We start from the raw sequence: 20,946 nt of genomic DNA, 5'->3' as shown, positions 1-20,946 counted from the left end.
TCACATGCCGTTGATGCCCGCGTGGTACTTGGGCACGCGGACCGTGATCTTCGTGCCCAAGCCGCACGCCGTCTCGACAACGAGTCCGTACTCGTCGCCGTAGACGCGGCGCAGCCGTTCGTCGATATTGCCCAGCCCGATTCCGGCCGACTCGTCGACCTGACCGGCCAAGGTGCGCCGAAGTTTTTCGGGGTCCATCCCGATGCCGTCGTCCTCGATGGTGATCTCGGCCTCGGCGCCGCCGTCCGCCGCGTGGATCTGGATGTGCCCCGGCTCGACCTTGCCCTCCATGCCGTGCCGGACAGCGTTTTCCACCAACGGCTGCAAGCAAAGGAACGGCACGGTCACCGGCAGCACCTCGGGCGCCACCTGCAAAGTGACCTTCAACCGCTCGCCGAACCGGGCGCGTTCCAAAGCCAGGTACTGGTCGATCGACTTCAGTTCTTCCGCCAACGTCGTGAAGTCGCCGTGTCGCCTGAACGAGTAGCGGGTGAAGTCCGCGAAGTCCAGCAACAGAGTCCGCGCCCGCTCGGGGTTCGTCCGCACGTAAGAAGCGATGGCGGACAACGAGTTGTAGATGAAGTGCGGCGAGATCTGCGCCCGCAGCGCGCGCACCTCGGCCTCCACCAGGCGCGTGCGCGAGCGGTCAAGCTCGGCCAGCTCCAGCTGACCGGCCGCCCAGCGCGCCACCTGGTTCGTCGCGCGCACCAGGCCCGCCGACGCCTCACGCGAGTAGGCCGCCAGCGTCCCGACGACCCGGCCCTCGACGGTCAGCGGCGCGACCACGCAGCAGTTGATCGGGCAGTTCGGCTCGGTGCAGCCGATGTCGAACGCCTGCGTGCGGCCGGTCAGGAACACGTCCTCCGCCTGCGCCATGGCGTCCTGTGCGTGGTGCTCGGACACGCCCTCCCACGCGACGACCTCGGTCTCGTCGGTCAGCGCCAGCGCGGGCGTGTCCAGCAGGGTGCGCAGGTGCCGCGCGGACTTCTTCGCGGCGTCGGGCACCAGACCGGCGCGCAGCGGCGGCGCGGCGGACCACGCGGTGTGCAGCGTCTCGTACGTGACGCGTTGCGCCTCGGTCGACAGCGACTGCTTGTTGCGCGTCCCGCGCCACAACACCAGTACGGCGGCGCCGCCGACGATCAGGATCGCCCCGGCGGTCAGGAAGTCCTGCATTGCTGACACCTCAACTCCGGTCCTCGCCCGCCTCGAGTCCGAGGTTCTCCGGGGCGTGGAGCTTGACCATCGCACGGTTCACGCCGGCGGGCACCCTGCGCGGGGTCAGCAGCGAGACGACGTACATGACGGTGAAACCGAGCGGTACGGTCCACGCCGCCGGGCGCGACAGCAGGACCTGGTACCACGCGTTGCCGGTCTCGGTGAACATGGTCACCAGCCCGGCCGTCAACGCGGGCAGACCACCCGCGAGCATCCCCGCGACGGCCCCGACCGTCGTGATGCGACTGCTCCAGATTCCCAGCAGCAGCAACGGGCACAGCGACGACGCCGCCACCGCGAACGCCAGGCCCACCATGTCCGCCACCGGCATCCCGGTCGACAGGAACGTCATCGACAGCGGCACGAGCCCGGCGAGCACGGTGGACACCCGGAAGCCGCGCACGCCGCCGAGCCGCAGCACGTCCTGCGACAGCACGCCCGCGAGCGACACCATCAGCCCGGACGACGTCGACAGGAACGCCGCGAACGCGCCACCCGCGACCAGCGCGCCCAGCAGTTCGCCGCCGAAACCGGCGATCATCTTGCTGGGCAACACCAGGACCACCGCGTCGGTCTGCCCGGTCATCAGCAGCTCGGGGGTGTAGAGCCGGCCGAGCGCGCCGTACATCGGCGGCATGAGGTAGAAGACGCTCAGCAGCCCCAGCACGATCAGCGTCGTGCGGCGTGCCGCGTGGCCGTTCGGGTTGGTGTAGAAGCGAACGATGACGTGCGGCAGCCCCATGGTGCCGAGGAACGTCGCGATGATCAGCGAGTAGGCCGCGTAGAGCGGGAACGGCGAGTTGCTCGACAGCGGCAGTGACCACGACTCGTTGGTGTTGTGGCCCGTGCCGTGCACGTGCGGCACGACGGCGCCCGCGGGGAACTCGAACCGCGAGTTCTCCCCGATCACGTGGTCGCCCGTGGTCAGGAAGTGCCCCGCGTTCTCGATCCGCAGCCCGTCGACGACCCCGGAACCGTTGATGAAGACCGGTTTCTCGGCGTGCACGCCGGTCGTCTTCGGGAACGTCACCGTGGTGTCCTCGCGGAACACGGGGAACTCCGGCTTCGTCAGGCTCTCCGCGCCCTGCGACTGCCACGCGCCGATCAGGAAGACGATCGGCACGGTGATCGCGGTCAGCTTGAGCCAGTACTGGAACGCCTGCACGAACGTGATGCTGCGCATCCCGCCGGAGATCACGTTCACCGTGACGACCACCGCCACGATCAGCGCGCCCACCCAGTCCGGCGCGCCCGTGACCGTGTGCAGTGTCAGGCCCGCGCCCTCGAACTGCGGCAACAGGTACAGCCAGCCGATCATCAGCGCCAGCACGCTCGCCACCGCGCGTACGACACGTGAACGGAACCGCGCCTCGGCGAAGTCCGGCAGCGTGTAGGCGCCGGACCGGCGCAGCGGCGCCGCGACCATCGTCAGCAGCACCAGATACCCGGCCGTGTAGCCGACCGGGAACCACAGCATGTCCGGCCCGTAGGCGAAGATCAGGCCCGCGATGCCGACGAACGACGCCGCCGACAGGTACTCACCGCCGATCGCCGAGGCGTTCCACCACGGCGACACCGTCCGCGACGCGACATAGAAGTCCGAAGTGGTCCGGGAGACCCGCAGGCCGTAGGTCCCGACCAGGATCGTGCCCAGCGCGACGGTGATCACGGCGACGATCGCGGAGGTGTGCGTCATGGACGTTCGACCAGCTCCGCGAACTCGCGTTCACTGCGCTCGGCCTGCCGCACGTAGAACCAGCCCGCGAGCAGCAGCATCGGGAAGACGAGGACGCACAGCAGGAACCACGGCAGGCCGAGCCCCATCACCTTGACCCGGCCGACGTCGGTGAACGTGAACAGCAACGGCAGCGTCATCAGGCTGCCGCACGCGATGAGACAGACGAACAGACCGAGCCGGCGCTGCGCGCGGATCAGCGTGCGCATGTACACCGCGCCGAGCTCGCTCTGCTCGTTGATCTCCCGCGTGCCCGAGTACGGGCGGCGCGCGCGAGGCGCACGGGTGCGGGGACTCGTCACCGTCACGCGCTGAACCGGTTTGCTCTGGACTGGTCTGTTCTCGGCCGGTCTGTTCGGCGACGACGGCGGGTTCGTCACGAACCGAGTCCGTTCCGGGGCTGCGGCGCTGTGGGCACGCTCTGGCCCTGACCGGCGGGCGGCACGATCGGCCGGGCCCGGCGCACGAGCAGCTGACGCAGGTGCCGGGCGTGCCTGCGGCTCACCGGCAGCACGGCGCCGCCGATCGTGACGCTCAGGTGGCCGTCCTCCAGGCGCAGCTCGTCGATGTGCCCGAGCGAGACCAGGTGGCTGCGGTGGATCCGGACGAAACCCGCGGAGCGCCAACGCTCTTCGAGCCCGTTGAGCGCGGCGCGTACCAGGCCGCTACCGGTCGCCGTGTGCAGCCGGGCGTAGTCGCCGTGCGCCTCGACGTACCGGATGTCGGCGAGCCGGATGAACCGCGTGACGCCGCCGAGCTCGACCGGGATGACCTCGTCGCCGACCTCGGGCGGCGCGCCCTGCTGTTGCTGCTGCGCGGCGGGCGCCGACTCGGCCGGGGCCTTGCTGTCCCACACCTCGTGCACGATGCGGTGCACCGACTCGGCGAGCCGCTCGGCCCGCACGGGCTTGAGGAGGTAGTCGAGCGCCTTGAGCTCGAACGCCTCGACCGCGGGCTGCTGGTGGGCGGTCACGAACACGACGGGCGGCGGCTGCGCGAACCGGGAGAGCACGCGCGCCAGGTCCAGGCCGTCGAGTCCGGGCATGCGGATGTCCAGGAAGACCGCGTCGAGCGGCTGGCCGGCGTCCATCGCGCGGTGCAGCACGCGCAGGGCCTTGGTCGCGTCGGTCACGGCTTCCACGTGGGCGATGCGCGGGTCGGAGCGCAACAGGTACACGAGGTCTTCCAACGCGGGTGCCTCGTCGTCAACTGCGAGCACCCGCAGGGAGCGCTCGAGGCTGCCACGTCGATCTGGCCCCTCGCACACGGGGCAGGGCAGACCTGAGGTCATTCGAGATCGAGTCCAAACTGTTTACGGCCGACCCTCACGTGGCGGCGATTAGACCACGGGAGGCCCGCTCGCGCCCGGTGAGTCGGCAGCGATGGATACGCGATCATGTACCGTCACGGAGGGTGACTGTGAGCGGGGGTGTGCCCACGCAACGTCGCCACCTCCACCCCATCTCGACGACCTTGATCGGGCGCATCATCCGCCAGCCGGAGGACGTCCGGGAACCTCCGATCGGGTGTGTCTAGGGACAGGATCGATCGGGAAAGCACTACGCAGAGTGCAGAGGCCTGCTCAGGGCTGGCGGATCACGCGTGGCTGTGCGGCCAACGCGTCACCGAGAGTGATTTCGAGCTCGATGAACGACTCTTCGGCGCGGCGCGCGGCGACGCTCACCGACGCGGCGGCCGCGGGGCCGACGAGGCGTCTGGTGGGGGCGCGCAGGGCTTGGATCGCTTCGGACCACTGGTTCGACAGCTTGGCGAGCGTGGCCAGGGTCTCCACCAGGTCCTCGGTGTTCTCCGGCGGCGACGCCACGATCTCCGCCAGGCGGTCACGCAGGGCGTCCAGGGCCTGGTCCACGGTTGCCTCCCGATCGTGCTGCACCAGGTGGACCGCTGCGGCTGGTGAGGACAAAGGCGGAATTCTCTCTCCACTACGTGAAACACACCATTGTCGGCGGAACGGGCAGCGGTCGGCCGCATCGGTCCAGCGCAATGATGTTGCCTGACGCCGGGCGGGGCGGTCAATCGCCGGAGCAATTCGTCTCAATAGGTTCGTGTCTCAATTGGAAGGTTTGATATGTGCACGTCCGGGAAATAGGCGGAACCGACGAAGCGTCGGTTTTACCCAACGCCTTGTCGGTTCCTGCCAGCAATGGACCGCCTGGTGGAACGACTGATCGGTCAGATTGGGCCGATCCGGTGTGTCGCAGATCGCATCCCGAATGTATTGCCCTATGAGTAACCGAAAGAACTGTCGTCGTCCCTCTTTTGAACCGTCAGGTCTTCGCGTACGTAGTCACTCGCCCCTGTTCACGTTCGAACATCATTCGTTCGGGTTCATACATGATTTCACACGGGTGAACCTTCAGCGCCCGCGCCAGATGATCCCGCACCGCGATCTCATCGAGATGATCCACGCCCCGCGCGCCGGGCGGTAGTCCGTACACCGCGGCGACCGTTCCGGGCAGCCAGTCGCACATCTCGACGTCCTGCGCGGTGACCGTGGTCCGGCCGTTCTCCGTGGTGGAAAGGCCCAGCCCGCCGGCGTATTTCCGTTCCTCGAGGAAAGCGCGCCGCTCACGCGGCTGGGCGCTGCCGAGGCGCCCCTTGGGCAGCAGGACGTCGACGAGCCGGAACGCCGCGAGCACGCGCCCGTCGCGCTGGATCTGCACGTCGAACACGGGCTCGTCGCCGCTCCAGCGGGCCTCGACCTGCAGCAGGCCGCTCTCCGGCAGCGGTTCGAAGACCTCGAGCGAGGTGATCCGGTGCGGGAAGCCGACTCGATCGGGGTGGGCGTCGTGCGGAATGACGTGCGTGGCCGCGTCGAGGACGCCCTGGCCGAGCCTGCCGGGCGGCACGGAGCCTTTGCCCGCGTCGAGCGTGGCGCTGGCGCCGCGCGGACCGGTGCGCAGGTCGGTGAGATACCGGAACGCCGGTCCGTGGAACAGGATGCCGGCCTCGTACGGGTCGGGCTGCTTCCTGACCCTGATCTTCGGGAACGGCTCGGGCCGCTCGCCGATAGGTGCCTTGTGCGCCGTGGCCACCTTCTTGCCGCTGGCGAACAGGGTGACCTGGTCGTTGTCGTGGGTCGTGGTGATCTCGACGGGTCCGTCGAGCGGGACCCAGCGGTGCAGCGTGACGTCCCGCAGTGCCGTGGCGTCACCGGCAATCAGGTCGATGGTCGACATCATCGGCAGCGCGGGCACCGTCCAGGTCGGGCGGTGGTCCTGCAGCCACGTCTGTTTCTGGGCGTCGAAGACCTTGCCGAGCGCGAGGTTCGTGGCGTGGTAGATCCGCTTGTCGTCGGCCCAGAGCCACGCCTCGGCCTCGCCGTCGCCGGTCAGCTCCAACTCGATGCGGATGACCTTGTTCTTGGGGGTGACCTGCCCGCGGTACTTCCAGGTGATCTCCTTGCCGGTGCGGATGCACGGGCTCTGCTTCTGGTGGAACCCGAGCAGCTGCAGCATCGCCTCGACGCCGAGCGAGCCGGGCTGCACGGGGTCGGAGAAGAAGTGCGCCTTGAAGAACCAGTCGTCGGGGTCGACGTCCTTCTCACTGCGAATGCGCCCGAGCCCGGCCTTGCCGTCGTCCGGCCAGTAGCCGGTGACCCGGTCGATCATCGTGAGCATCGTCTGCGGGATCTCGTGCCGGACGTTGTCCTCGAGCTGTTCCTCGTCGGTCGGCAACCCGACCTGGTTGTCGAACGCCTCCGGCGGGAAGTAACCGAAGACCGTCTTGAGGTCGAAGACGAGGTCCCCTTGGTCGTCGTGGCACTCGACGGTGAAGCTCTCGATGATCATCCCGGCGGACCGCGAGATCTGGGTGATCGTGCTCTTCGTGGTGAGGAACCTGGTCTTCGGCGTCACCGTCTTGTGGACCGTGCCGGTGCCGTCGAGGTTGCGGAACAACAGGTCCTGCTCGGTGGTGAGCGAGCTGCCGACGTAGCTGGCGAGCCAGCCGCACGGCTGCAGGACGACCTCCATCAGCACGCCGAACGGCATCGTCCCGTCCTCGAAGTACCAGGCCTCGTCGGGGACGTCGTACTCGGCGGTGACTTCGCTGTTGAGCTGCATGCCGTTCTGCGGGCCGCGCGTTTCCTTGATGCGCGTCATGAAGTGGTACGGCGGTCCGGGCAGGCGCGCGCACTTCCGTTCGCCGTCGAACACCGCGTAGGACGGCCCGAACGCGTCGCTCGGCTTACCCCACGCGCACGCCATGAGGGACTCTTCGTCGAACTTGAACGGCGTGGTGCGGCCCTTCAGAGGCCAGTCTGGTTTCAGGTTGAGCTGGACGTTCTCGGCGAGGAAGGCCTTGACGCCGTCGACCGTGCAGAGCACGTCGGCCTTGAGCGACGTGTCGGTCTCCTCTTTGACGAACACCTCGTAGATCAGGTTCTGGCTCTGCGGTGTCACCTGACCGCGGCAGCGCATCGGGATCGTGTTGCCCGGCGCGGGTTCGAAGCGCCAGCCGTCCTTGTCGTGCGTGCGGCCGGTGGCGATCAGGTACTGCGCCATGGACTGCAGGCAGCCCTCGAACATCAGCGTGCCCGGCATGCACGGGTCGTTCTTGAAGTGCCCTTCGAAGAACCAGTCGTCCTCGTGGATCGGCAGTTCGGTGCGGATGTATTTGGGCTTCAGGTCGGTGACCTTGTCGAACAGCTTGATGTTGCCCGGCGTGGGGGTGCGGGTGTGCCAGGCGGGCGGGGTGTGTGGTTCTACATCTGTGGTTTGGATCTGTGGTTCGTCCCAGATCACGCCGCCGGTGTTCGCGAGCTCCTCGTCGGTGAAGAAGCCGGCCTGTCCGTTGCGGACGCTGAGCCGCAGTTCTCCGTCGACGTAGCAGTCGTAGTGGAAGAAGAACAGCCTGATGCCGTCATGCTCGCCGTGGCCGTCGATCGTGATCTCGTACTCGAGCGTCTCGCCGGGCTTGGGGAGTTCGCCGTGGTAGGTGAGCTCGCAGCCGAGGAGGCGGTAGATCCGTTCGCCCCGGTTCAGGAGGTCGGCGCCGAGCCAGCTGATGAGCAGCAGGTCGGCCTGCCCGGCTTCGATCATGATGCCGGCGGGCATGCGGCCGGTCGGGTCCAGGTACCAGGCGGTGTTCGTTACGTCGGTCTCGGTCCAGATGGTGCCCGTGCCCATTCTCGCCGGTTCCGCGGCTATGCCGGTGACGCGGTCGGCCAGCAGCATCGGGGACATCGGCATGCGGGTTTGGCGGGCGTACTGGTCCTGGGGTTCGAACTGCTTGCCGAACAGGTCGGAGATGCGGTGTTCGGCCAGGTGTTCCAGCTGGGCGCGGTCGAACTTCGGGCCCGGCTTCCGGTTGTCCACGTGCTTCGGAGCGACTGACCGGGAGTTGTCCACAGATCGCTGCGAGGCCCCGGAACTGTCGGTGTCAGCTGGGATAATTGAAATCGGAGGACCCCCAAGCGACGGGGACGCCTGCGTCAGCATGTCGGCACCCGCAGGCGCGGCACCCGCAGGCGGGGCACCTGCCGGCGCGATGTCTGCCTGCGCGATGTCTGTTGGCGCGGTGCCTGCTGGCGCGGTGCCTGCTGGCGCGGTGCCTGGCAGCGCAGTGCCTGCCGGCGCGATGCCCACCCGCCGCAGCAGCACTGCCGCCGCGAGCTCCCGCCCCCGCAGGAACTGCTCGTGCACCGCGGCCTGAGTCGCGATGAACTCCGCATGCGCCGCGTTCAAAACCCGCTGCTGCTCCATGATCACCGCGGCCCGCGAGGCATCCACGAACTGCGGAACCGGAACCGGAACCGAAACCGGAGCCGGAGCCGGAGCCGGAGCCGGAGCAACAGGCGCGGCGAGCGCCGGCACCGGCGGCAACCAAGGCGCGCGAGGCATCTCCTGCACCCGCGGCCCCCGCTCCGGCAGCCGCACCGGCGGTCGATGCGCCGGAAACAGCATGTGCGGCCCATCGTCGACAACCCGCGGACCGATCGACGCCAGATGCCCGAAGAACCGCGACGAGTCGACCGGCACCCCGGCCGCCATCAGGTCAGCAACCGACCGCAGAAGCTGACGGAGACCATCCGTGGCGTCCAGAGCGACCGCGACATGCTCGCGATCGCCGAGAATGCGCTGAATCCAACCGGTACACAGCCCGCGCGGACCGTGCTCGACGAACACGCGCACGCCGTCGTTCCAGGCGTTCTCGACGACCCGGACGAAGTCGATCGTGTCCAGCGCCTGCGAAGTGATCGCGTCGGCGCAGGCCGAAGGCGACGGCGTGTAAGCGACACCAGAAGCGCCGGAGTAGAAACGCACCCCCGGCACGTCGAAGATCTCCCGCCGGTGCAGCTCCCACCACGAGGAGCGCACCTCGGCGACCTCCGGCGCGTGCACGGCGATGTCGTAGTCGATCGGAATCGTGTGCTCGAACGCCGCCAGAACCCGCTGGCACGCCGTGGATTCGCCGCCGACGACGCACGAGTCGGGCGAGTTGATCGCCATCAGGTGCACGGCCGGCTCGTCGGCCAGCGCCGCGCGGACTGCCTCCACCGGCGCGCTCACCATGTAGCTCCGCCACGCCGAACCGGGCACGCCGAGCCGTTCCCACACGCGGCGCACCGCGGTGATCGGGCCCGCGAGCTCCGTGGTGAACAACGGCGAAGCCGACGCGTCGGCGACCAGCGAGCGCACGTCACGCCACACGCCCATGGACACCAGCGACGTCGACTCACCCGAGGAGTACGCGAGCACGGCTGACGGCGAGAGGCCCAGCAGGTCGCGCGTGATCCCGGTGTGCAGCTGGCCGAGCACGGACGCGCCCCAGATCTGGTCGAGCACGGTGGCCGGCGCCGCCCCGCGGTACGCCCAGCCGACCAGCGAAGGCAGGTCACCGCACCGCGCGGCGATCTCGTCCAGCAGGTCGGGGAACGCCAGCATCAGCTCGCGGCCCATGTCCGGGTAGCACGCGGATCCGTTGGTGTAGACGAAACCCAGCTCGCCGCCGATCGGCCGGGCGCGGAACGCCACGCCCTCCGGACGGATTCCGCGGCCCGTCAGCCACTGGCGCGCGGCCTGGGCTCGCGTCGCGTGTTCGGCCGCCGACGAAGCGAGGATCACCAGCCTGGCGGGTCCGGTGTCGGACTCCCGTGAAGCCTCCAGAGCGGCCAGCACGCCCTCGACATCTGGTCCAGAGTAGACATAAGGGCGCGGGGGAACCGTTGCCAGCCAAGGCTTTCGAGAGCCGGCACGAAGGCCGACGCGGTGAGGCTCACCGCCTAGCTGCGAGACGACGACCTCGGCCGACTGCGGCGCCAGAGCCGGGCCGGCGGGTTCGCCGGCTCGGAGTTCGGCGCGGCGGCTCAACGCGACCGCGGCCGTCGCGACCCCGAGCAGCCCCTCGGCCGCGTGCGCGGAGCCGAAGCGCTTGACCACGTCGGACGAACTCAGGACCAGGTCCGGCGTGGTGTCGTCGATGATCGCGAGCACCTGCTCGGCTTCGGAGACCCGCTTGAGCACCAGCACGACGGCAGCGTCGCCCGCGGGTTTGTCGACGCCGAGTGCGCGCAACGCCTCGGCATGCACGGGTTCACACGAGAGGTCGACCGCGCCGACTACGGCAGCGTCGACCTCGCCGGTCGCGACCGCACGCGTGGCCACGCGCAGGGCCTCGATGCCCGACGCCTCTTCCGCCGACACCGCGAAGCTCGGGCCCGCGAGGTCGAGTTGCGCGTTGAGCCGGTTCGCGACGATGTTCGGCATCGTGCCGAGCACACCCGGCGCGGTGAGCGACGGGATGAACGCGTCGCGGAACCGTGCCAGCTCCTCGGGATTGTCGGCGACGTCGTGGTTCTCGTCCTGCAGCCACGACGCCACCCGCCACCGGGCGCCGTAGCGGGCGACCTCGGCGTCGCAGCCCATGCCGGCCAGGATCATCGTGCGGTCGCGCGGCAGGCTCAGGCCGTGCACGACCTCGCGTGCGGCCTGCATGATCAGCAGCTGCTGCGGGAGCGCGTGCTCCAGGTCCTTCGGCGGGAACCGCAGGCCCTCCAGCGCGACCTCGACGTTCTCCCGGCGCGGGTTCACCGTGCTGCCCTGCAACACGGCGTGCTCGAACTCGTGCGTTCCGCGTCCGTCACCCACACGGGCCGCGATCGCCACGATGGCCACCTCGCTGCGCGTGCTATGGGGGGAGCTTTCCAAGCGCTGACCGCTATGAAGGGTCCCCTCATAGCACCTGTCACCGGTCCATTCGTCGATGATCAGGTGCGCGTTGTTGCCGCCGAACCCGAACGCGCTCACGCCGGCGCGCCGCGGTCCGGTCCACTCCTCGGCCTCGTGCAACACCCGCATGGGCGTGCCGTGCAGCGCGCGCAGCGGGTCGTCGGCCGACAGCGTCGCCGGCCGCATGCCCGACGCCATCGCGCCGAGCACCTTCAGCACGCCCGCGGCGCCCGCCGCGGTGATCAGGTGGCCGACGTTCGACTTCACCGACCCGATCGGCAGATCGGTGGCGTTCGCGAAAACCCTTGCCATGCTGTGCATTTCGATGGCGTCACCGACCGGCGTGCCGGTCGCGTGACACTCCACAAGGGACACCGACTCCGGCGCGACGCCCGCGGCGGCGTAGGCGGCCCGCATCGCGCGTTCCTGCCCGTCCTCGGCGGGAGCGAGCAGGCCGCCGCTGCGGCCGTCGTTGGACAGGCCGATGCCGCGGATGACACCGAAGATCTTCCGGTCCTGCGCGACGGCGTCGTCCAGCCGCATCAGCGTCAGCATCGCCGCGCCCTCCGCGGGCACGAGCCCGTCGGCGAGCCGGTGCAGCGGACGGCTGCGGCCGCTCGGGCTGAGCGCCGACAGCGCGCAGAAACCGGTGTGGATGAACAGGTCGTCCGCGCAGCTCACGCCACCGGCGAGCATGACGTCCGCGGTGCGGTCGTGCAGCCGGTCGCAGGCCAGCTTGATCGCGTAGAGGCTCGACGCGCACGCGGCGTCGAGCGCGAACGCCCCGTCGAGTCCCAGCATCTCCGCCGTGAGCAACGCGGGCAGGCCGCTGGAGAACCGGTTCCGCGCGTCCGGCCGCTCCTGGTCGAGCCAGACGCTCTCGGCGAACCGCGAGAGCCCCGCTGACGGGAACGACAGGTTGCCCAGCACGAGCCCGGTGCGGCCGGTCGTGCCGGCCTCACGCAACGCCTCGCGCGCGCTGTGCAGGGTCCACTGGAACAGCGGGTCGAGGTCGCCGAGGCCGGCGAACTCGACGCCGTGCACGTAGCCGCCGATGTCGCTCCACGTGCGGTCGGCGCTGTCCTCCGGGGTGCCGATGGCCCACCAGTGCGGCAGCCGCCACCGGCCGTCGGGCACGGCGGTGAGGCTCATCCGGCCGGTGGACACGTTGTGCCAGAACGCTTCTGGCGTCACCGCGTCGGGCAGCACGCAGCCGCGCCCGACGATCGCGATCGGTTCGAACACGTCACACACTCACTGGGGCCGGCGGACGATGGAGATGCCGAACAGCTCGGCGCGGACCTCGCCGTCGGCGTCGACGATGGCGACGTCGCACTCGGCGCGGCCGTCGTGCACGACGCCGCCGTTGAGCACGCATCGCGCGCCGCCGTCGAGCAGGCCCGGCCGGTGCAGCCGGAACTCGCGGACGCCCATCGGCAGGCTGTTGCCGCCGAAGACCTCCTTGCCCCACAACAGAGCGAGCTGCAGGCACGCGTCGACCGCCGCCGGGTCCGTGCGCCAGTGGTCGCCATCCCACCCGAGCCGCCGCGCCCCGACAACGTTCGCCGTCGCGTCGTTGTTGGTTACGACGTGATCGGTGATCGCCTGGAACCGCGGGCCGTGGAACAACGGGAAGCCGTCGTAGGACGTCTTCTCGTTGGGAGTCTTCGCATTCCACTGTCGCGACTTGTCCGACGGCGTGCCCAGCACGGCGCGATAGTGCGGCACGCCCGTGCTCAGCTCGACCGTGTTCCCCTTGCCGCGCAACGTGATCACGCCGTCCTCGGCGGTGATCCTGCGCAGCACGGTGAGGTCGAGCAGCGTGTCGTGCCCGGTGGCCGCGGCGAACCACTCGACGGCCAGCGCGATCGGCACGACCGGCGTGCCCTCGATGACGTGGTCGGCGAGAACCGGGAAGTGCTCCAGCCGGACGTCGGCCTTGACCGTGCGCACCTCGTCGGTCAGTGAGGCCGTGCCGTGCGGTGCGATGACGACCTGCGCGGCACGTCCCTGGCCGGTGAGCTCTTTCACGAACTGCTCGGCGCCTTCGCGGAGCGGAATCAACGGAACCCCGATGCTGTGGAAGTGTTGCGCCAGGCTGGGCGTGACCATGCCGCCCGCCCAGGCGCCCCAGGCGATGGAGACGACCTTGCGGTCCGGGTTCTTCGCCTGTTCGGCGCCGGCGACCTGGTTGAGCACCTCGTTGGCGATCGCGTACGCGCTCTGCCCGGCGTTGCCCGCGCGCGCCGCGATGCTGGAGAACAGGCACAGGTGCGTGATGGGGTCGTCGTGCGTGGCGTCGAGCAACGCCTGGAGCCCCTTGACCTTCGTGTCGATGACGCGGTCGAACTCCTCGACGCTCAGATCGGTGATGCGCCGGTCCGCGAGGATGCCCGCGCCGTGCACGATGCCCGTGATCGGACCCCACTCCGCGCGGACGCGGTCGAGCCTCTCGTTGAGCGCCGTCGCGTCCGTGACGTCGACCGCCTCATAACGGACCTCGCACCGCATCCGTTCAAGCGTGCGCCGGATCTCCCGTGCCGCCAGGATCTTTTGCGTCGTGGCGTGCGAGCCGCCGCCCGTGATCACCGCGCGCTTGAGCTCGTTCTCGTCGGTGATGTGGGCGAACTCGTCCGGCTCCAGCGGCGTCCGTCCAATGAGGACGAGCTTGACGTCCTGCTTGCTCAGCTCGATGAGCGCTTCCGCGGTCACGCCCCGCGCCCCGCCGGTCGCGACGATCACGCCGCTGATCGGTGCGGTGTCCCCGACGGGCTCCTCGACCGTCGCGACCGTGTACCGCGCCCCGTCGCGAATGCCGACGTCGAGCGTGTCGCCGCCGCGCCACAACTCGTCGACGATGTGCTTCGCGGTGTGCTCGTCGCGTCGCACGTCGATCACCTTCACCGCGGTGTCCGGCCACTCGCGCGCCGCGCACCGGGCGAGCCCGGCGATGCCGCCGTGGCGGACCCGGTCCGGCGCGCTGCCGCTCAACCCGAAGTCGCCGCCGGTGTCCTGCACGGTGACGAACAGCTTCTTGCCGGCCGCCCTGCGCGCGGCTTCGAACGCTTCGTGGATGACGTCGCCGTCCTTGAGGCCGCCGAGGAAGATGACGCCGTCGGCGTCCTGCGGCACTTCGGTCACCACTTCGGCCTTGACGTCCAGGTCCGCCAGGAGACTGACGACCTGCTCGGCCGTGCCGTGGCCGTCGTCGGTGACGACGAGGCGGCCGGTGAGCCCGGCGACGCTCAGGCCTGGGGCCTGGGCCGGCACCATCCGGACCACCTGTCGGCTCAGTGTGGTTGTCGGGGATGTGTCGAGGGCTTGGGCGATTTCGCCGAGCGTGTGGAGTTTGCCCAGGTCTGCCACGTTGACTTCGGGGAGGTGCGGGGCCTGTTCGCGCAGCGCGGAGAGGATCTCGACCCGTTTGATGGAGTCGATGCCCAGGTCGGTCTCCAGCTGCATGTCCGGGGTGAGCAGGTCGGCCGGGTAGCCGGTCTTGTCCGCGACCACCGCGAGCAGGATGGTGTTGAGGTCCGGCGTGGTCGGGTCGGGTGCGGCCGGGATCGTGGTGGTGGGGTCCGATGCGGCTGGTGCCGGCGCCTGGGTGGTGCCGAAGGCTGCGGCGATTTCGCCCAGGGTCTGCAGTTTGCCGAGGTCGGCGGCGTCCACCTCGGGCAGGTGCGGGGCCTGTTCGCGCAGCGCGGAGAGGATCTCGACCCGTTTGATGGAGTCGATGCCGAGGTCGGTCTCCAGCTGCATGTCCGGGGTGAGCAGGTCGGCCGGGTAGCCGGTCTTGTCCGCGACCACCGCCAGCAGGATGGTGTTGAGGTCCGGGGTGGTCGGGGCGGGGATGGTGAGGGCGGCTGGGGCCGCGGTGGTAGTGACGTTGGCTGCCGGTGCGGGCGTAGCGCCGAAGGCGGCGGCGATTTCGCCCAGGGTCTGCAGTTTGCCGAGGTCGGCGGCGTCCACCTCGGGCAGGTGCGGGGCCTGTTCGCGCAGCGCGGAGAGGATCTCGACGCGCTTGATGGAGTCGATGCCGAGGTCGGTCTCCAGCTGCATGTCCGGGGTGAGCAGGTCGGCCGGGTAGCCGGTCTTGTCGGCCACCACGGCGAGCAGGGTGGTGTTGAGGTCGGGTGCCGAGGCTGCTGTGGTGGTGAGGTCGGGTGCCGGTGGGGGCGCCGAAGTGGTGCCGAAGGCGGCGGCGATCTGGCCGAGGGTCTGGAGTTTGCCGAGTTCGGCGGCGTCCACCTCGGGCAGGTGCGGGGCCTGTTCGCGCAGCGCGGAGAGGATCTCGACGCGCTTGATGGAGTCGATGCCGAGGTCGGTCTCCAGCTGCATGTCCGGGGTGAGCAGGTCGGCCGGGTAACCGGTCTTGTCCGCGACGACCTCTAGGAGAGTGGTGCGGAGATCGTTCGTCGGAGCGGGCGGCGCCGTCGGCAGGGGGAGTGGCGGCGGCGTGGCAGGCGGGGTTGCGAGGGCCGTCGGGAAGTCGGGTTCGTCAACGGGCCGTTGACCCGCCGGCGCGGGAACCGGTGCCGCGATCGGTTCGTTCCGCGAAAGAGGAAGCGCGGGCGGGGCGGCGGGGAGGAAGGAGTCGGCTGTCGGGAGTACGGGACCCGTGGGCGGGAGGTCGGAGCCGGCGAGGTTGCGCAGGGCCGCCTCGGTGGCGCGCAGGTAGCTGAGGTGGGTCTCGGTCATCGCCTGCTGGTAGGCGGCGTGTACCTCGGCCGTCTGGCGCTGCAGGTCCTGGTAGGCGGCGAGCCAGCCGGAGTCGGCTGGGGAAGATGAGGTGAGGGCCGTCGGCGCGGCGGTGGGGGACACGGCCGGCGGTGCGGCGGGGGCGAGGATCGGCGACGCGCCAGGTGCTGCGGTGGCCGGCGACGCGACGGGCGGTGCGGAGACGGCCGGCGACGCAGCGGTCGTCGGTGATGCGGCCGGGGCCGCGATGGTCGGCGACGTCGTGGTGGCGGCGAGGGGTGCGGCGCCGAGGCGGGCGGTGGGCAGCGTCACCGGTGCTCCTTCGGCCAGTCGGGCTGGCGGCACAGTTGCGGGCTGTGGGGTCGTTTGCGGTGCGGCGGCGGGGGAACCGGAAGTGACGAGCGCTGGGGTGGCGGCCGCTGCGCGGGAACTGTTGGTCGCCGCGAGCCCAGGGCCGCCCGCCGCAGGCCCGGATGCGGCGGGGATGCCGGATGCGGCGTCGAGCCCGGCAGGGTTGGTGGCGAGCGCGGACACTCCTGCGGCGGCCCCGGACAACCCTGCCGTGAGCCCGAATGCGGCAGCATCGGCGCGAGCAGTTGCGACCGGGTTCGGCGGCGGGAGCTCGGCCTCGCCGTTCACCGGCGGGTACGGGCGGTCGTAGTTGGCGCCGGAGATCGCCAACGTCATCCTCGGCTTGGCGCCAACCTCCGGTTCGGGCGCGTAATCGGCCCACAGGGCCGCGAAATCCATGGCGACACCCGCAACGGCGAGTTGCCCCAGGGCGTCGAACAGGCTCGTCACGCCGTCACGCCCCTTGCGGTCCAGGCTCACCGCGACGTGGGGCTGGTCGGCGAGAATGCGCGAAGTCAGGCGCGACACGGTAGAACCGGCGCCGACCTCGACGAACGTGCGCGCCCCAGCGGCATACATGGCCTCGATCTGCGCCACGAAGTCGACCGGCGTGGCGAGGTGCGACGCCACCCGCGACCGGATCTCGTCGGCCGACGACGGATACACGGCCGCATCAGCGTTGCCGTACACGGGAAGAGAACAAGCGCTGACATCCATAGTAGACAAAAATTCCAGCAGGGGAGCGCTGGCCGACGACACGATCGGGCTGTGGAACGCCGTCGCGGTGTTGAGGCGTTGCGGGTTGAACGACGCCAGCAGCGACGAAGCCGAAGAGATCGCCTCGAGCGAACCGGAGATGATCACCTGCGAAGGCGCGTTGTGGTTGGCGATCCACCAGTCCGAGACACCGGACAACGCCGACTCGACGGACGAACGCGACGCCGTCACCGCCAGCATCGCGCCGGGCGTCGAGGCGGCATCGCGCATCAGCTCGCCGCGCCGGCGCGCCAAAGCGAGCAAAGATGAAACAGACAGTGCCCCGGCGTAGTGCAAAGCCACGAGCTCGCCGAAGCTGTGCCCGCCGGCGAACGAAGCTCGCAACCCAAGAGAGTCCAAAACAGACAACAGGGACAGGCTTGTCAGAGCCAGGGCGGGCTGGGCGCATTCCGTTGCCGTCAAACGATCCTGCTGCGCCGCCAGTTCAGATTCAGAGAACGCCGGAATCGGAAACACGACATTGTGCAGACCGAGAGAGGCAGCGTCGTCCCACACCGCACCGGCGCTGGGGAAGTGCATCGCCACGTCAGCGCCCATGCCGACGTACTGGCTGCCCTGGCCGGGGAACAGGAACGCGACCGGACCCGCGGCCGGACCCGAGCTGTACCAGACACCGGGCAGAGAGGTTCGCCGGGAAGCGAACTGTGAAGCCTTCGAAGAAAGATCCTCAACCGAGGTGGCGATAATGGCCAAGCGGCAAGGAGCAGAGGCGTCGAACGACAGCTGCGACGAACGAGCGATGCTCGCCAGCGAGCCGGTGAACGACGAAGGCACCAGTGAGTCCACCGAAGTGCCGCTGAACAGGACGAGCTCGCACGGCATCGACCGCGAACGATAGGCGGGCGTCGGCCCGGTGTACTCCTCCAGCGCCAGGTGGAAGTTGCTGCCGCCGAACCCGAACGACGACACCGACGCGCGCCGCGGGTGGTCGGCCGAGCGTACCCACGGGCGGGCGGCGGTGTTCAGGTACAGCGGCGACGACTCCAGGTCCAAAGCGGGGTTCGGCGTATCCACCTTGATCGTCGGCGGCAACACCTTGTGCTGCAACGACAACACGGCCTTCAACATCCCGGCCGCACCCGCCGCGGCCTTCGTGTGACCGATCTGCGACTTCACGGATCCCAAAGCGCACCACTGGGTATCCGAGCGTCCGGAAGCCGAGAACACCGAACGCAGGGCGGCGAACTCCGCCGCGTCACCGGCCACGGTCCCGGTACCGTGCGCCTCGACCAGCTCCACGGTGTCGGGCCCGTAGCCGGCCGAAACATACGCACGCGAAAGCGCGCGCTCCTGCCCCGAAGGCAGCGGCGCGTAGATCGCCGTGCTCTTCCCGTCGGACGCGGTGCCGATGCCGCGGATCACCGCGTAGATCCGGTCACCCGCGGCCTCCGCATCAGCCAGCCGCTTCAGCGCGAACATGACCAGGCCCTCGCCCAGCATCGTGCCGTCGGCCGAGTCGGAGAACGGGCGGCAGTCGCCGGTGGGAGACAGCGCGGGTGTCTTGGAGAAACACATGTACATCAAGATGTCGTTGAGGGTGTCGACGCCACCGGTGATCACCATGTCGCTCACCCCGAGCGACAGCTCGTTCACCGCGCCCGACACCGCCGCCAGCGAGGAGGCACAGGCGGCGTCCGTCGTGCAGTTGGTGCCGTGCAGGTCGAAGCGGTTGGCGATGCGGCCGGCGACCACATTGGACAGCATGCCGGGGAACGACGCCTCCTGCCACGGCACGTAGTGCGCGGCGATCCGGTCGCACACCTCCACCGCCAGGGACTCGGCGACACCGGCCTCGCGCAACGACTTCAGCCACACGGGACGTTGCAGTCGCGACGCCATGTTGTACAGCAGCTCCAGCGGCGCGGAGCCGAGGATGACGGACGTGCGGTCGCGGTCCACTTCACCCGAGTAGTCCCGCAGCACGGCGTCGGCGACCATCAGCGACAGCAGCTGCGTCGTGTCGGTCGCCTGCACGGACTTCGGTGGCACGCCATAGGAAAGCGGGTCGAAGTCGACCGGCGAGAGGAACGCGCCACGCCGGCCATAGGTCTTGTCCGGGGCGCTGGGATCGGGGTCGTAGTAGTCCGAGATCAGCCAGTGCGACGCGGGTACGTCGGTGATCATGTCGCGGCCCGAGAGCACGGTGCGCCAGAAACCGGCGACGTCGGAAGCGCCCGGCGTGAACGCGCCGAGTCCCACCACGGCGACGGGAACGGTGGAGTTCATGGTGGTTCCTAGGAAAGAGGGCGAGGGGTGAACGACAGCGCCGGCACCGCGACGCCGTAGGAACGGGCCTGGTGGGCGCGGGTCAGGACCGCGGCGCCCTCCAGAAGGTTCAGTGCGATCTGCACGACCGGCCGGTCGGCCGCGAGGAAGCTGCCGCGCGTCCAGCGGTTGAACGCGCCCAGCGCGGGGCCGCACCAGATCTGGTAGTCCGTCCGGCGCGAGGTGTCGCCTTCGATGGCCCACCGGGAGGACTTCCCGAGATACCAACGAAACACCAGCGCCATCCGGTGCTTTGGATCACGGGAGGCCTTCTCCACCTCACCGGGATCACGCGAGAGCCAGAACCGTTCGGTCTCGGCCCACACCGACGAAAGCGGCGCGCGGAACACGTCGCGCTCCAGCCGGGCCCGCGTGGCGGCCGGGATCTCCTCCAGCCCGGCACACGAGCGGTACACGTCGTACAGCTGCTGCGCGCGGCCGGCGAACATCGTGCCGCGCCGCAACACCTGCAGCTTCACGCCGAGCTCGAACATGTCGGCCGCCGGCGCCATCACGACGTCCGCCACGTCGGCCTCAGCGAGCATCGACTTCGCGTCCGCCGACAGTCCGGACTCGTCCGCGACCTGGTTCACCGAACCGGTCACGACATAGGCCGCACCCAGCGCGAACGCGGCGGCCACCGACGAAGGCGTGCCGAGCCCGCCGGCCGCGCCGACGCGGATCTGCCGGGCATAACCGAACTTCCGCACGCACTCGTCGCGCAACCCGAGTACCGCAGGCAGCAACGACACCAGCGGCCGGTTGTCCGTGTGACCACCGCTGTCGCCCTCGACGGTCACGTCCTCGGCCACCGGCACGCGAGCCGCCAAGGCGGCCTCGTCGGCGGTCAGCTGTCCCCGCGCCACCAGGACGTTCAGCAGCTCCTGCGGCGCCGGGGACATGAACTTCTCGGCCACCTCCGGCCGGGACACCTTGGCGAACACCGAGGTGCGGCGCACCACCGTGCCGTCCGCCGCGAGCCGCAGGCCCGCCGCCGCACACCGCACGACCGCGGGCGTGAGGCCCATGAACGCCGACGCGCAGATCTTGGGCACCCCGCGGCGCAGCAACAGATCGGCGACGCGCTCCTCCAGTTCGGGCTCGTTGGGCGAGTGAATCAGGTTCACGCCCCAGTTCTGCTCCTGGGACCCGAGCTCTGACACCAGCTCGTCGACCGCGCGCTCCACGGCCTCGAACCCCAGACCGCCGGCGCCGAAGAAGCCGAGCATCTCCGCGCGCGCCATCGCGATCACCATGCGCGTCGTCGCGATGCCGTTGGCCATCTCGCCTGCGACATAAGGGAAACGCACACTGTGAGTGGTGCAGAACGAGCGGTCTCCCAGCCATTCGGGGTAGAGCGGGGGCAGCACGCCCAACAGCCGGTGAGTGCCTTCACCCGGACCGGCGGCCACACCGTCGACCGCGACGCCCACGCCCTCGTCGCCCGCGATGATGTGCAGGGGGTCCCGGCAGCGTTGCAGTGCCGCCGCGATGGCGTCCGGGCTGAACCGTGGGGTGCCCGCACTCCACTCGGAGATCGACGGCAAAACCGCTCGTGCGTCGGGAGAATAGGCCAGCACTTCCGTCACTCCAGACAAGTAGGTGCGGGTCAGTCCCTGGCGGAGTGGGAACATGCCTGCTCGACTTCACTTTATTTGGGTCCATTCGAACCCAATGGAGACAAATGTATCTCTAGTCGGGGCCGAAGCT

Annotated in this window: 8 protein-coding genes; all 8 read right to left on the bottom strand. The window is 69.5% G+C overall.

The genetic code is table 11. From position 1 onward, the window contains the following. The 8 genes from QSK35_RS04960 to QSK35_RS04925 all read right to left on the bottom strand — a co-directional run bounded on the left by QSK35_RS04960 (position 1) and on the right by QSK35_RS04925 (position 20,816). Positions 1-1,176 (bottom strand): sensor histidine kinase, encoded by a 1,176-nt coding sequence (locus QSK35_RS04960; RefSeq protein ID WP_285742751.1) that lies wholly within the window; start codon positions 1,174-1,176, stop codon positions 1-3. Positions 1,177-1,186: 10 nt separating this feature from the next. Beyond that, a complete protein-coding gene (locus tag QSK35_RS04955; RefSeq protein WP_285742749.1) occupies positions 1,187-2,914 on the bottom strand; it encodes a sodium/solute symporter in 1,728 nt (575 codons plus the stop codon). Next, positions 2,911-3,261, bottom strand: a complete 351-nt coding sequence (locus QSK35_RS04950; protein WP_285742748.1) for a DUF485 domain-containing protein — start codon at positions 3,259-3,261, stop codon at positions 2,911-2,913. The genes QSK35_RS04955 and QSK35_RS04950 overlap by 4 nt, the downstream gene beginning before the upstream one ends. A gap of 68 nt (positions 3,262-3,329) precedes the next feature. Then, positions 3,330-4,244, bottom strand: a complete 915-nt coding sequence (locus QSK35_RS04945) for a LytR/AlgR family response regulator transcription factor (protein ID WP_285742746.1) — start codon at positions 4,242-4,244, stop codon at positions 3,330-3,332. A 291-nt stretch (positions 4,245-4,535) separates the two neighbouring features. After that, positions 4,536-4,823, bottom strand: coding sequence for a hypothetical protein (locus QSK35_RS04940; RefSeq protein WP_285742744.1), 288 nt, complete (start codon positions 4,821-4,823; stop codon positions 4,536-4,538). 418 nt (positions 4,824-5,241) lie between these two features. Continuing rightward, positions 5,242-12,390 (bottom strand): beta-ketoacyl synthase N-terminal-like domain-containing protein, encoded by a 7,149-nt coding sequence (locus tag QSK35_RS04935; RefSeq protein WP_285742743.1) that lies wholly within the window; start codon positions 12,388-12,390, stop codon positions 5,242-5,244. A 9-nt stretch (positions 12,391-12,399) separates the two neighbouring features. After that, positions 12,400-19,197, bottom strand: coding sequence for a type I polyketide synthase (locus tag QSK35_RS04930; protein WP_285742741.1), 6,798 nt, complete (start codon positions 19,195-19,197; stop codon positions 12,400-12,402). 8 nt (positions 19,198-19,205) lie between these two features. Continuing rightward, positions 19,206-20,816 carry a PfaD family polyunsaturated fatty acid/polyketide biosynthesis protein gene (locus tag QSK35_RS04925; RefSeq protein WP_285742739.1) on the bottom strand — a complete coding sequence of 537 codons (1,611 nt, stop codon included), beginning with the start codon at positions 20,814-20,816 and terminating at the stop codon, positions 19,206-19,208. Between the last annotated feature and the right edge of the window lie 130 nt (positions 20,817-20,946).

Origin of the sequence: Lentzea sp. NBRC 105346 (assembly GCF_030269605.1) — a bacterium.
Taxonomy (GTDB): domain Bacteria; phylum Actinomycetota; class Actinomycetes; order Mycobacteriales; family Pseudonocardiaceae; genus Lentzea.
The sequence above is the reverse complement of the archived record's forward strand: the minus strand, read 5'-3'. Positions and strand labels throughout refer to the sequence as shown.